Origin of the sequence: Pseudomonas sp. Ant30-3 (assembly GCF_000690905.1) — a bacterium.
In the GTDB taxonomy this organism is placed as follows: Bacteria; Pseudomonadota; Gammaproteobacteria; order Pseudomonadales; family Pseudomonadaceae; genus Aquipseudomonas.
The window spans coordinates 1-13,055 of record NZ_JMCL01000001.1; the positions used below are offsets into that span (position 1 = coordinate 1).

Genomic DNA, 13,055 nt, shown 5'->3' on the forward strand with positions numbered 1-13,055 from the left:
AAACTCTTCAGTTCAAACATCTTTGGGTTTTTAAGAAACCCTAAACTTGGCTCAGCAATCGTTGGTTACATCTTTGATTTCTCGCGGAGTAACTTGTGATGCTGATAATCTTGTTGACTATCAGTCTGACTCCACAAGCACCCACACGAATTGCTTGATTCAGTTGTTAAAGAGCGGTTGGTTAAGATCTTTCGTCTCAACCGAGGCGCGCATTCTACAGCGCTTCGTGTTTCTGTCAAGCGGTTATTTTAAGAAGTTTTCAAAGTTTCGCTTGGAAATCCTTAACAACTTCAACCACTTGCGCTTCCGATCTCTCGTTAGCGGGAGGCGAATTCTACAGCGTTACTCGCTGCTGTCAACACCTCTTTTTCTGCGCTTTCGACCGAGAAGATCGAATCGTCAAAAGAGCCAAACAACACCGCTCTTCCAACTCCTTCCAGGCTTCGATGATCTGAAGCAAGTCACTGTCGAAAACCGCTTAACTCATTGTTTACCAAGGAGTTTTCCGTTTCGACTGCGCCGGAAGTGGGGCGAATTATAGACTTCCAGAATCTGCCGTCAACCCCTAATTTATGCTTTTCTATCAATAACTTGCAGGAAGACCCGAAACAGCCGTTCTGCCTCCTATATAGAGAGTAAAACCAGGCCTTCTATATAGAAGAGGTAGTCACAGCACACCCGACTCTTGCAGAGCCGACACCGCACTGGCATCCATACCCAATACCCGCTGCAAAACGTCCGCTGTGTGTTCACCCAACAAAGGCGGCGCGTTGCGGTACTCCACAGGCGTTTCGGACAGCCGAATAGGGCTAGCGACCTGCGGCACTAGTCCAGCTAATACGTGAGGCAACTCAATGGCCAAGCCACGCGCCTTCACCTGAGGATCTGCAAACATCTGCGCCAGATCATTGATCGGCCCACACGGCACACCCGCCTGCTCCAATTGCGTCACCCACTGAGCCGTAGTCTTGAACACCGTTGCCTGCCTTATCAACGGAATCAGCTCCGCCCGGTTTGCTACGCGCAACTTGTTGGTGGCGAAGCGCACGTCATCTGCCCACTGCGGCTGCCCCGCCACCTCTGCGAACTTACGGAATTGGCCGTCATTGCCCACGGTGAGGATGAAATCGCCATCTGCCGTAGGAAAATCCTGATAGGGAACGATATTCGGGTGCGCATTGCCCAATCGCTTGGGCGCACTCCCCGTCGTCAAGTAGTTCATCGCCTGATTAGCCAGGCACGCCACCTGAACATCCAGCAATGCCATATCGATGTGCTGACCACCACCTACCTGTTCTCGATGCGCAAGCGCAGCAAGAATCGCTACCGTCGAATAAAGGCCGGTCAGGATGTCCGTCAATGCCACGCCGACTTTCACCGGTCCCGCTCCCTCATCTCCTTCCGGTTGACCGGTGAGGCTCATCAAGCCGCCCAATCCTTGAATCATGAAGTCGTATCCGGCGCGCTTGGCGTAAGGACCGGTCTGACCGAAACCCGTGATCGAGCAATAAATCAGATTCGGATTGGCCACCTTCAACGACTCATAGTCCAATCCATAAGCCGCCAGCCCGCCGACTTTGAAGTTCTCGATCAGGATGTCCGACTTGGCCGCCAGTTCGCGCACCAGCGCCTGACCCTTCGGGCGCGTGAAATCGATGGTCACCGATTGCTTGTTGCGATTGGCTGACAGGTAATAGGCAGCCTCGCTGGTGTTCTCGCCATAGGCGTCTTTCAGAAAAGGAGGCCCCCAGGCGCGCGTGTCATCGCCATTGCCCGGACGCTCAACCTTGATCACCTCAGCGCCAAGGTCCGCCAGTATCTGCCCGGCCCAGGGGCCGGCGAGTACTCGCGACAAATCCAGTACTCGCAAATGAGAAAGCGCGCCCATGACGTTCTCCTATTAATAGAACGCCTGAAGGCCGGTCTGCGCGCGGCCGAGGATCAGCGCATGCACGTCGTGAGTCCCCTCATAAGTGTTCACCACTTCCAGGTTGACCAGGTGACGGGCCACGCCGAATTCATCAGAGATACCATTACCACCCAACATGTCACGTGCCATGCGAGCGATATCGAGCGACTTGCCACAGGAGTTGCGCTTCATCATCGAGGTGATCTCGACTGCTGCCGTACCTTCATCCTTCATGCGCCCCAGACGCAGGCAGCCTTGCAACGCCAAGGTGATGTCGGTCTGCATGTCAGCGAGTTTCTTCTGGATCAGTTGAGTAGCGGCCAGCGGGCGACCGAACTGCTTGCGATCCAGCGTGTACTGGCGAGCGGTGTGCCAGCAGAATTCGGCAGCGCCGAGTGCACCCCAGGATATGCCGTAACGTGCCGAGTTCAGGCAGGTGAACGGACCTTTCAAGCCACGTACATCAGGGAAGATGTTTTCTTCCGGTACAAAAACGTTGTCCATGACGATTTCACCGGTAATGGAGGCGCGCAGTCCCACTTTGCCGTGGATCGCCGGTGCGCTCAGGCCTTTCCAGCCTTTTTCCAGAACAAAACCACGGATGTCGCCCGCGTCGTCCTTGCCCCAGACCACGAATACGTCAGCGATCGGGCTGTTGGTGATCCACATCTTGCTGCCGGTCAGGCTGTAGCCGCCTTCCACTTTGCGCGCACGAGTAATCATCGCACCCGGGTCGGAACCGTGGTCAGGCTCTGTCAGACCGAAGCAGCCAATCCATTCGCCAGTCGCCAGTTTCGGCAGATATTTCTGCTTCTGGGCTTCGGTACCAAACTCATTGATTGGCACCATCACCAGAGAGGATTGCACGCTCATCATTGAGCGGTAGCCCGAATCGACGCGCTCCACCTCACGAGCAATGAGCCCGTAGCTGACATAATTCAGACCGCTGCCGCCGTACTGCTCCGGGATAGTTGCGCCCAACAGGCCCACTTCACCCATCTCGCGAAAAATCGCCGGATCAGTCTTTTCATGACGGAAAGCTTCAAGCACGCGCGGCGCAAGCTTCTGCTGAGCGAATTGCTCTGCCGTGTCGCGAATCATGCGTTCTTCTTCGGTGAGCTGTTGATCCAGTAGCAGGGGATCGATCCAGTTGAAGCTAGCTTTGCCGCCCATGAGTGCGTCCTCTCGAATCGGGTCAAATAACGTGGACTGATCCTAGGCGCCGTTTAGCGTGTGCGCAAACGAGGAATTAGCATACTGTTGTGCTAATTTCTCACTCCGTAACGTTGCGAAACCGGCTTTTCGCGATGTATTAGTGAGGTTGAAGTACATGCGCAGAAAGATACCCAGTACTACGGCGCTGATCAGCTTTGAGGCGGCGGCACGCAACGAAAGCTTTACCAAGGCGGCCTTGGAGCTTTCCCTCACGCAGGGAGCCATTTGCCGACAGATTGCCAGCCTCGAAGAATTCCTGGGCGTGGAGCTGTTCCGACGTTCGCGACGTGGCGTGAAGTTGACGGAAGCCGGGCTTTCCTACAGCCGCAGGGTTGCAACCCAACTGGATGCCGTCGAGCGGGATACGCTGTCGGTCATGGGCCAACAGGGCGCCAACGTGATTGAACTGGCGGTGGTGCCGACCTTCGGCACTCAATGGCTGCTGCCACGACTCAAGGATTTTCAGCAGAAGCATCCAGAGGTGACGGTCAACCTCACTAACCGCACCCGGCCATTTCTGTTCGCCGACACCGACTTCGATGCCGCTATCTACTTCGGCGATGCGGACTGGTCAGGTACCGAATCCCACAGGCTGATGGGCGAAAATCCTATGCCCGTGTGCAGCCCCGTCCTGCTTGCCGAGATGACAAGTCTGAGTGCCGCTGAGATCGCCGAGCTGCCGCTGCTTCAGCAAACCACCCGCCCCTATGCCTGGCGTCAGTGGTTCAACTCGCAATACCTCAATATCCCCCGAGACATGACAGGTCCACGCTACGAGCTATTCTCCATGCTTGCCCAGGCGGCGATGCATGACATGGGCATTGCGCTGATCCCGCCGTTTCTGATTCAGCGTGAGCTGGCGGAGAAGCGTCTGGTGATTGCCAACTCTCAAGCGCTCGCCAGCATCAAGGCTTACTACCTGATGATTCCAGAGCGAAAAGTCGAATCCGCGTCGCTGAAGGCTTTTCGCGATTGGCTGGTGAACCAGGCGCACAGCTACAGCCTGCATGAATAAAGGCTTACGGCTTTAGCTGACCCCGTAGTCAGTAATTTTAGAGCCCTACAGATATAACTATTTGTCGCATATTCATAGACTGTACCGAGAGGCGGCACAAACGTCCCACAAGCGCCTTAAAACGTGGCTTTCAGCGGCTATCACAGCGCAATAATCCTGAATTCAAGCTGCCGATGTGGAAATTGTTGGATTTCAGCCAAAATCGTTACAGGGCGCGGCCTGCAAGGCATTGAGCTGTGCAGTTGCGACATTCGGTCACAGGGTGACTTGTAGTTAATTTTCCGTCACCCGTCATAATCCCTTGAAGGGCACAAAATTCGCCTGCAAAATGCCGCGCCCCGCCCTGATTCGGCGGGACCGTGCTGATCGGCCGCCCCAGCGCACCATCCGAAGTGCCTGGGTTTACTCAACAAGATCACGCAGGAGATTTGACGTGCACATTGGTGTTCCTCTCGAAACCCAAACGGGTGAAACGCGGGTTGCTGCAACCCCGGAAACCATCAAGAAGCTGATCGGCCAAGGTCATAGGATTACCGTTCAAAGCGGCGCCGGCTTAAATGCCAGTGTCGTTGACAGCGCCTATGAAGCGGCAGGCGCGACGATTGGCAGCGCCAACGATGCGTTTGGTGCCGAGCTGATTCTCAAGGTGGTCGCCCCCAGTGACAGCGAGCTGGCGCTGATAAAGAGCGGCACCGTGGTGGTTGGCATGCTCAACCCGTTCAGCAATGAAACGATTTCCAAACTGGCTGAGTGCGGGATTACCGCTTTCGCACTGGAGGCCGCGCCGCGCACTTCCCGTGCGCAGAGTCTGGATGTGCTGTCGTCTCAAGCGAACATCGCCGGTTACAAGGCTGTCCTGCTCGCTGCGCACCATTATCCCCGCTTCATGCCAATGCTGATGACTGCTGCGGGTACCGTCAAAGCGGCGCGCGTGCTGATCCTGGGCGCCGGCGTGGCCGGTCTGCAGGCCATCGCCACAGCCAAACGGCTGGGTGCAGTAATCGAGGCTTCCGATGTGCGGCCTGCGGTTAAGGAGCAGATTGAATCCCTCGGCGCCAAATTCGTCGACGTGCCGTACGAGACCGATGAAGAGCGCGAATGCGCCGTCGGTGTTGGCGGTTATGCGCGGCCCATGCCGGCCAGCTGGATGCAACGCCAGGCCCTGGCTGTACACGAGCGTGCCAAACAGGCTGACATCGTCATTACCACCGCACTGATTCCGGGGCGCAAGGCGCCGACTTTGTTGAGCGCCGAAACCGTGGCGCAGATGAAGCCGGGCTCTGTGGTCATCGATCTTGCTGCTGCGCAAGGCGGCAACTGCCCGCTGACCGTGGCCGACCAGGTCGTCGTCGAAAATGGCGTGACCATTTGCGGCCCGACCAACCTCGCCGGCGCGGTAGCGGCAGATGCTTCGGCACTGTATGCGCGCAACCTGCTGGACTTCCTCAAGCTGGTCTTCAATAAAGAAGGCCAATTCGAAGTGAACCTCGAAGATGACATCGTCGCCGCGTGCCTGATGTGCCGCGACGGCCAAGTCATCCGTAAAAACGCCTAAGCAGGGATTCAGACGATGGAAGAGCTTATCTCCCCCGGTATCTACAACCTGATCATCTTCGTGCTGGCGATTTATGTCGGTTATCACGTGGTCTGGAACGTCACACCTGCACTGCACACGCCATTGATGGCGGTGACCAACGCGATCTCGGCGATCGTGATCGTCGGCGCCATGCTGGCAGCAGCGTTGACCGTCACGCCTCTGGGCAAAACCATGGGCACGCTGGCGGTAGCGCTTGCGGCGGTCAACGTATTTGGTGGCTTCCTGGTCACCCGCAGGATGCTCGAGATGTTCAAGAAAAAAGCCCCGAAAGTAAAAGAAGAGGCGCCAAAGTAATGAGCATGAATCTTGTAACGACGCTCTACTTGATCGCGTCCATCTGCTTCATCCAGGCCCTCAAAGGCCTTTCGCACCCGACCACATCGCGGCGCGGCAACCTGTTCGGCATGCTCGGCATGGGCCTGGCGATTCTCACGACCGTTGGTTTGATTTATAAGCTCGGCACCGAGCTTGCGACTGTAGGCATCGGTTACGTCATCGTCGGCTTGCTGGTCGGCGGCACTGCCGGTTCGATCATGGCCAAACGCGTTGAAATGACCAAGATGCCGGAGCTGGTTGCCTTCATGCATAGCATGATCGGGCTGGCAGCGGTGTTCATCGCGATCGCTGCAGTGGTTGAGCCGCAATCCCTGGGCATCGTCAAACAGCTGGGCGATGCGATCCCTGCCGGCAACCGTCTGGAGTTGTTCCTCGGCGCCGCCATCGGTGCCATCACGTTCTCCGGTTCGGTGATCGCGTTCGGCAAACTCTCGGGCAAATACAAGTTCCGCCTGTTCCAGGGCGCACCGGTACAGTTTAGCGGTCAGCACAAACTGAACTTGCTGTTGGGCCTTGCAACGCTGGCCCTGGGTATCACCTTCATGTTGACCGGCAACCTGACTGCCTTCGCGCTGATGCTGGTTCTGGCGTTCGTGATGGGTGTGCTGATCATCATCCCTATCGGCGGCGCCGACATGCCGGTGGTGGTGTCGATGCTCAACAGTTATTCCGGTTGGGCGGCAGCGGGGATCGGCTTCTCGCTGAACAACTCGATGCTGATCATCGCCGGCTCGCTGGTAGGTTCGTCGGGTGCGATCCTCTCTTACATCATGTGCAAGGCGATGAACCGTTCCTTCTTTAATGTACTGCTGGGAGGTTTCGGCAACACCGCCGAGGCAGGTCCTGCAGGCGATAAGGAAGCTCGTCCGGTCAAATCCGGTTCGGCCGATGATGCAACGTTCCTGCTGACCAACGCCGACACCGTGATCATCGTTCCAGGCTACGGTCTGGCGGTAGCGCGCGCGCAGCACGCACTGAAAGAGCTGACGGAAAAACTGATCCATCGTGGTGTGACCGTAAAGTATGCGATCCACCCGGTTGCGGGTCGTATGCCTGGGCACATGAACGTCTTGCTGGCCGAGGCGGAAGTGCCTTATGACCAGGTGTTCGAGATGGAAGACATCAACTCCGAGTTCGGTCAGGCCGACGTGGTCTTGGTTCTCGGCGCCAACGACGTGGTCAACCCGGCGGCGAAGAACGATCCGAAATCGCCAATCGCCGGCATGCCGATTCTCGAAGCCTTCAAGGCCAAGACGATCATCGTCAACAAGCGCTCGATGGCCAGCGGTTATGCCGGCCTGGATAACGAGCTGTTCTATCTGGACAAGACCATGATGGTGTTTGGCGACGCCAAGAAAGTCATCGAGGACATGGTCAAAGCTGTCGAATAATCCGTTCGGCTAAACAAACGCCCCGACATTTTGGGGCGTTTTTGTTTGCGTCTGTTACCGATCCGGTAACGATGTTTTGTCTGAAACCCGCCAAATAGACGCCTCGAATGCGACTTTTGTAGCGGGACGCGCACCCGCTAAATTCACTAGACTGCGGACCTTGCTTTCGACACCCGAGAAACCCTCCATGTACCGTGATCGTATTCGCCTGTCTTCGTTGTTGGATAAAGTGATGAGTGCCGCCGATGCGGCCGCGCTGATTGAAGACGGCATGACCGTCGGCATGAGTGGTTTCACTCGCGCCGGTGAGGCCAAAGCCGTGCCTCAGGCATTGGCCGAACGCGCCAAGATCTCCCCGCTTAAAATTACCCTGATGACCGGAGCCAGCCTGGGCAACGACCTCGACAAGCAACTCACTGAAGCGGGCGTGCTGTCGCGACGTATGCCGTTTCAGGTCGATAGCACATTGCGCAAGGCGATCAATGCCGGCGAGGTGATGTTTATTGATCAGCATCTTTCGGAAACGGTGGAGCAACTGCGCAATCAGCAGCTCAAGCTTCCGGACATCGCAGTGATCGAAGCCGTGGCAATCACCGAGCAAGGCCATATCGTGCCGACGACATCGGTGGGCAACTCGGCCAGCTTTGCCATTTTCGCCAAGCAGGTGATTGTCGAGATCAACCTGGCGCACAACCCGAATCTTGAAGGCTTGCACGACATCTATATCCCCACCTACCGTCCGACGCGCACGCCGATCCCGCTGGTCAAGGTCGATGATCGCATTGGCAGCACCGCGATACCGATTCCGCCGGAAAAGATTGTCGCCATCGTGATCACCCATCAGCCTGACTCACCGTCGACCGTGTTGCCGCCGGACGTTGAGACCCAGGCCATTGCCGACCACCTGATCGACTTCTTCAAGCAAGAAGTGGCTGCCGGACGCATGACCAACAAGCTCGGTCCGTTGCAGGCCGGCATTGGCACCATCGCCAATTCGGTGATGTGTGGCTTGATCGACTCACCGTTCGAAGACCTGACGATGTACTCCGAGGTGTTGCAGGATTCGACGTTCGACCTGATCGATGCCGGCAAGCTGAGTTTTGCCTCGGGCAGCTCGATCACCTTGTCGAGCCGTCGCAACGCCGATGTCTTTGGCAATCTGGAGCGCTACAAGGACAAGCTGATTCTGCGCCCGCAGGAGATTTCCAACCATCCTGAAGTGGTGCGGCGGCTGGGCATCATCGGCATTAACACGGCGCTGGAATTCGACCTGTACGGTAACGTCAATTCAACGCATGTCTGCGGCACACGAATGATGAACGGGATTGGCGGATCGGGCGATTTTGCGCGTAATGCGCATTTGGCGATTTTCGTCACCAAGTCGATTGCCAAGGGCGGGGCCATCTCTAGTGTGGTGCCGATGGTGAGTCACGTCGATCACACGGAACATGACGTGGACATTCTGGTTACCGAGACAGGCTTGGCGGACCTGCGGGGCCTGGCCCCACGCGAGCGGGCTCGGGTGATCATCGATAACTGCGTGCACACGGATTACCGCCAGGCACTTGATGACTACTTTACTGCCGCCTGTGCGTTGGGTGGGCATACGCCGCATATCCTGCGGGATGCGTTGAGCTGGCACATTAACCTGGAGGAAACGGGAAGAATGCTTGCCTCTTAACGGGTACAGATAGCGACTGGAAATGGTCGAGAGCATGCAGTCTCCGAGCACCAGCTGCCGCCGCGTAAAAAACTGTACTGCTGTACTGGTCTTTTCCTACATAGCTTTCCTATAAACACTGTCTGAAAACCCTAAAACGCACCATATCGGTGCTCACAGGTACAGTTGCCTCAATTTAGACCGGTACACCACCCTTTAACAGTTAACTGGTCTCTCACAATACAAGTGAACTGTATCTAGAGAGACTGGCCAAACGAGAGGATCATTGGCATCAGTTAAACCACTACCTAATCCCGCCACAAGCGGAAGGATGTCAATCATGGAACGTACACTCAGTTCCGACCTGTTCTTCGAAAACACCGCAGCAAAAACCCAGGCTTCCATGCCTTTGCGCGTTATCGCCAACCTGATGTTGTGGCAGCGCCGCATCTCCAGCCGCCATCAACTGGCTCGTCTGGATTCGCGTCTGCTGGCTGACGCCGGTATCAGCGAAGCACAACGCTACGAAGAGTTGAGCAAGCCGTTCTGGCGCTAAATTAGCGTCGCTGGCTCTGACCCACAGGGTCCACCGCCAGCACCGAATTTAAAAAACAAAGCCCGTCGCGGGAAACCGCGACGGGCTTTGTCGTTTGTGGATGTTCAAATCCTCGATAAGTACAGTTATTCATAATCGCACATCAACCAGTACAGTTATAAACGACGACCTCGACCATAGAGCTTCAATGAATTACAGGCTGTGCGAATTCTGACGTGCAGGCCTAAAATGCAGTTAGAAGTAGCGAACGACGTGTCACTGACGTCTGATCCAACAGCATCACTTCTAATCAGATCAATCACAGGAGTTACACCATGTCCCGTCTTCGCCTGCTCAGCGCTGCAGCCCTGCTTGCCGTGGCTGCCAATTCCAACGCCTCCAGCTTCATTGTGACCACTGACTCCATCGTCGGCGCACTGAAGGCCACTTCGGACGCAACCTCCGACATAACATCCTCGTTTCGCGATGACAAAATCGTCCGCGCAGCGCGTGACGATGCGGCAAGTTTTGTAGCCACCGAAGGTGCCATTCGCGGCGTGAAGCTGGAAAGCGCGCTTGATCACATCCGCGTCCAGGCTCCGCAACTGGACGCCACAGACTCGCAACTGGCCCAAGCTATCCTGACACTGTAATCACCGTTCCGACGGGACATGCCCTGCGTGTCCCGATGTTTCGGAACTGGCTCTGGATCGGGCGTTGCGCTAGCCTTGGGACTCATTTCCTGTCATCGAGTCCCATGCGTTTTCTCCAAAATCTCCTGTTCATACCGATTCTCACGACCTGCTGGACAGGTTCGGCTTACGCTTTCGATGCGTTCAACCTGTCTACTCAAGGCATCGTAGTCACGGGGTACGCCTCGAGCATGGTGACCTCGGCTCCATTCGATCGTAAGCTGCTGATTGACGCTCAGGATGACGCGGCGGCATTCATCGCCAGCAACGGTGAACTGCGTGGCGCGCGCCTGGAATCAGCGCTTGATTACCTGCGCAGAACCGAGCCAAAACTTCATGCCAGCGACCTTGAACTGGCGCAGGCAATTCTCGTCCAATAGTTATCCTAATTTTTGCGGAGTCGATCCATGCGTAACCCCTTGATTGCTGCCGTCCTTGGCTTGCTGTTTATAGCCGATATGGCTCAGGCGCAGACCCTGGTTGCCACCAGTAACATTCTGGTCAATGCCACCCGCCGCACCATCGATTTCACCTCTGATACAACGACTTCCATCCGCGACTCGAAAATCATTCGCGAAGCCCATGATGACGCGGCCAGCTTTGTCGCCAGCGAGGGCGATATTCGCGGCGCGCACCTCGAAGCGGCCTTCAGCACGTTGCGTACCCGGGTACCGGAAGCGCGTGATGCCAGTGATCAGGTGCTCGCCGAAGCCATCCTCGCACTGTGAAACCGTCGTTCGCCTGGCTGCTGGCCGGGTTCATGTTGCTGCTTGGCAACACGGCCCAGGCTGGCTTGCAATTAAAGCTCAAGACCGAAGGTCTGACCCCCGCGCAGCAGCAGGCGAGCCAGACGCTGCTCGATGAAGCCATGCTGGCGTTGCCGCCGCGCTTCATCGAACAACTCGACCGACGCATTGATGTTGGCTGGACCGACAAGATGCCAAGCAATGCCTACGGTCAGGCATCGCTGGTATCCGAGCTCGATCTCAATCGCAATCTGCTCGACAGCCTCACGGATGGCAGCGCTGCCACCCAAAAAACCAATCGACCTCATGGCACCGTGCGCCGCGAAATGCTGGCCACAGTCTTGCACGAACTCACCCACATTTATGATCGCTCGCGGCTATGGCCTGATGCGGATCGGACGTTGATCCTGCGCTGCACACAGCGCAGCAACAGTTCTGGCCTCATTGGCATTCCTGATCAGTGCCGTGGCCAGTCCGATCGACGCTTCACCCTGAGTGACGATCCGCGCCTGCTCGATCTGGCCGGCTGGCCGCAATACGTCGGCCGTCGCGGGGAACGCGAGCAGCACAACCGCCAGGTTGCTCGCAGCCCGGACATCTACGAGATCAGCAGCCCGAAAGAATTTGTCGCGGTCAACATGGAGTATTTCCTGCTCGACCCGAGCTATGCCTGCCGTCGTCCGGCGCTGTACCGCTACTACAAAGATCATTTCGGTTGGGCGCCTGCCGACAAAGCCACTTGCGGTAAATCCTTCGCCTTTCTCAATGCCGGCAACGATTTCGCCAAGCTGCCGTTGGGGCAAGTCGATCCGGAGCGGGTGTACGCCGTCGATTACCTGCTCGCCGAAGCCAACCAGAATTGGGTCAGCCGCTGGGGCCACAGCATGTTGCGTCTGGTGATCTGCGCCCCGGGTCGGCCACGCGGTCCGGACTGTCGACTGGATCTTGACCAGCACCTGGTGCTGTCTTATCGCGCATTCGTGGGCGATGTGCAGCTGTCGAGTTGGGACGGGCTGGTGGGCAAATACCCTTCGCGCCTGTTCGTCTTGCCGCTGGCTCAAGTCATTGATGAATACACCAAGACAGAGCTGCGCAGCCTGGCGTCTATTCCGCTGAATTTATCGCGTCGCGAAGTAGAAGACGTTGTGGAACACGCCGCAGAGATGCACTGGAGCTACGATGGCAATTATTTCTTCCTGTCCAATAACTGTGCGGTTGAAGGTCTGAAATTGTTACGCAGCGGTTCCAATAATTCGCAGTTGGTTGGCCTCGACAGCATCATGCCCAACGGTTTGCTGGAAGTGCTCAAAGGCCGCGGGCTGGCCGACACCAGCGTGCTGGATGATCCTCGCGAGGCGCTCCGCCTGGGGTATCGCTTCGATTCGTTCCGGGATCGTTACCAAGCGATGTTCGAGGTGCTGAAAAAGCATCTGCCAATCAAACAGGACAAGGTTGAAGACTGGCTGGCCCTTAAGGCTGAAGAACGTCGACCGTGGATTGATCAGGCTGACCTGCGCACCAGCGCGGCGTTGCTGCTGCTTGAGCAAGCCAGTTTTCGTCAGCAAATGGTGTTGGCACAGGATGAGGTCAAGCAGCGTTACCTGGGAGCCCGCGAGCTGAAAAACGGCGGCATGGACAAAGCCAACGCGACCCTGCAACAGATTCTCGCCAACAGTGGTTTCCTCAGCCGCCCTGCGGAGCTGCTGGGTACTGGCGGTTATGGATTACCGCAACCGAGCGAATGGCAGCGTCTGGAATCGGAAAGCAGCCTGCGCCAGAAGCAGCTGCAAGCGCTAACCGGGGATCTGGACAAGGAAGTGAGGGCGTTGCTGGAGCCTAGCCGTGCGGCGGAAATGGCCGCCAATGAAGCCAACCTGAAACAGGTTGGCGAGCATTTGCGGAAATTGCACAAGGCGGCAGGTGGGCTGGAGTTGCCCTGAAAAAAGATCGTCCGTTTGG

The 13,055-nt window shown here is 56.8% G+C and carries 12 protein-coding genes; 10 read left to right on the forward strand and 2 right to left on the reverse strand.

Going from position 1 to position 13,055, the window contains the following annotated elements:
• Nucleotides 1-667: 667 nt before the first annotated feature.
• Together DU29_RS0100005 and DU29_RS0100010 are read right to left on the reverse strand one after the other, a co-directional pair.
• On the reverse strand, nucleotides 668-1,888 hold the full coding sequence (locus DU29_RS0100005; RefSeq protein ID WP_028619833.1) for a CaiB/BaiF CoA transferase family protein: 1,221 nt from the start codon (nucleotides 1,886-1,888) through the stop codon (nucleotides 668-670).
• Nucleotides 1,889-1,900: 12 nt separating this feature from the next.
• On the reverse strand, nucleotides 1,901-3,082 hold the full coding sequence (locus DU29_RS0100010) for an acyl-CoA dehydrogenase (RefSeq protein ID WP_028619834.1): 1,182 nt from the start codon (nucleotides 3,080-3,082) through the stop codon (nucleotides 1,901-1,903).
• A 157-nt stretch (nucleotides 3,083-3,239) separates the two neighbouring features.
• On the opposite strand from DU29_RS0100010, the gene DU29_RS0100015 reads away from it, so the two are divergent.
• The 10 genes from DU29_RS0100015 to DU29_RS0100060 all read left to right on the forward strand — a co-directional run bounded on the left by DU29_RS0100015 (nucleotide 3,240) and on the right by DU29_RS0100060 (nucleotide 13,036).
• A complete protein-coding gene (locus DU29_RS0100015) occupies nucleotides 3,240-4,139 on the forward strand; it encodes a LysR family transcriptional regulator (RefSeq protein ID WP_028619835.1) in 900 nt (299 codons plus the stop codon).
• A gap of 433 nt (nucleotides 4,140-4,572) precedes the next feature.
• Nucleotides 4,573-5,694, forward strand: a complete 1,122-nt coding sequence (locus tag DU29_RS0100020; protein ID WP_028619836.1) for a Re/Si-specific NAD(P)(+) transhydrogenase subunit alpha — start codon at nucleotides 4,573-4,575, stop codon at nucleotides 5,692-5,694.
• A 15-nt stretch (nucleotides 5,695-5,709) separates the two neighbouring features.
• Entirely contained in the window at nucleotides 5,710-6,030 is a 321-nt protein-coding gene (locus DU29_RS0100025) for an NAD(P) transhydrogenase subunit alpha (protein WP_003187417.1), read from the forward strand.
• Nucleotides 6,030-7,463: an NAD(P)(+) transhydrogenase (Re/Si-specific) subunit beta gene (locus DU29_RS0100030; RefSeq protein ID WP_028619837.1), complete on the forward strand. Its 1,434-nt coding sequence runs from the start codon at nucleotides 6,030-6,032 to the stop codon at nucleotides 7,461-7,463. The genes DU29_RS0100025 and DU29_RS0100030 overlap by 1 nt, the downstream gene beginning before the upstream one ends.
• Before the next feature lie 187 nt (nucleotides 7,464-7,650).
• A complete protein-coding gene (locus DU29_RS0100035; RefSeq protein WP_028619838.1) occupies nucleotides 7,651-9,144 on the forward strand; it encodes an acetyl-CoA hydrolase/transferase family protein in 1,494 nt (497 codons plus the stop codon).
• Between the two features lie 319 nt (nucleotides 9,145-9,463).
• On the forward strand, nucleotides 9,464-9,679 hold the full coding sequence (locus DU29_RS0100040; protein WP_028619839.1) for a DUF1127 domain-containing protein: 216 nt from the start codon (nucleotides 9,464-9,466) through the stop codon (nucleotides 9,677-9,679).
• 314 nt (nucleotides 9,680-9,993) lie between these two features.
• Entirely contained in the window at nucleotides 9,994-10,311 is a 318-nt protein-coding gene (locus DU29_RS0100045) for a DUF2388 domain-containing protein (protein WP_028619840.1), read from the forward strand.
• Between the two features lie 104 nt (nucleotides 10,312-10,415).
• Nucleotides 10,416-10,730, forward strand: a complete 315-nt coding sequence (locus DU29_RS0100050; protein ID WP_028619841.1) for a DUF2388 domain-containing protein — start codon at nucleotides 10,416-10,418, stop codon at nucleotides 10,728-10,730.
• Nucleotides 10,731-10,757: 27 nt separating this feature from the next.
• A complete protein-coding gene (locus DU29_RS0100055; protein WP_028619842.1) occupies nucleotides 10,758-11,078 on the forward strand; it encodes a DUF2388 domain-containing protein in 321 nt (106 codons plus the stop codon).
• A gap of 32 nt (nucleotides 11,079-11,110) precedes the next feature.
• Entirely contained in the window at nucleotides 11,111-13,036 is a 1,926-nt protein-coding gene (locus tag DU29_RS0100060; RefSeq protein WP_442961272.1) for a DUF7844 domain-containing protein, read from the forward strand.
• Nucleotides 13,037-13,055 lie beyond the last annotated feature (19 nt).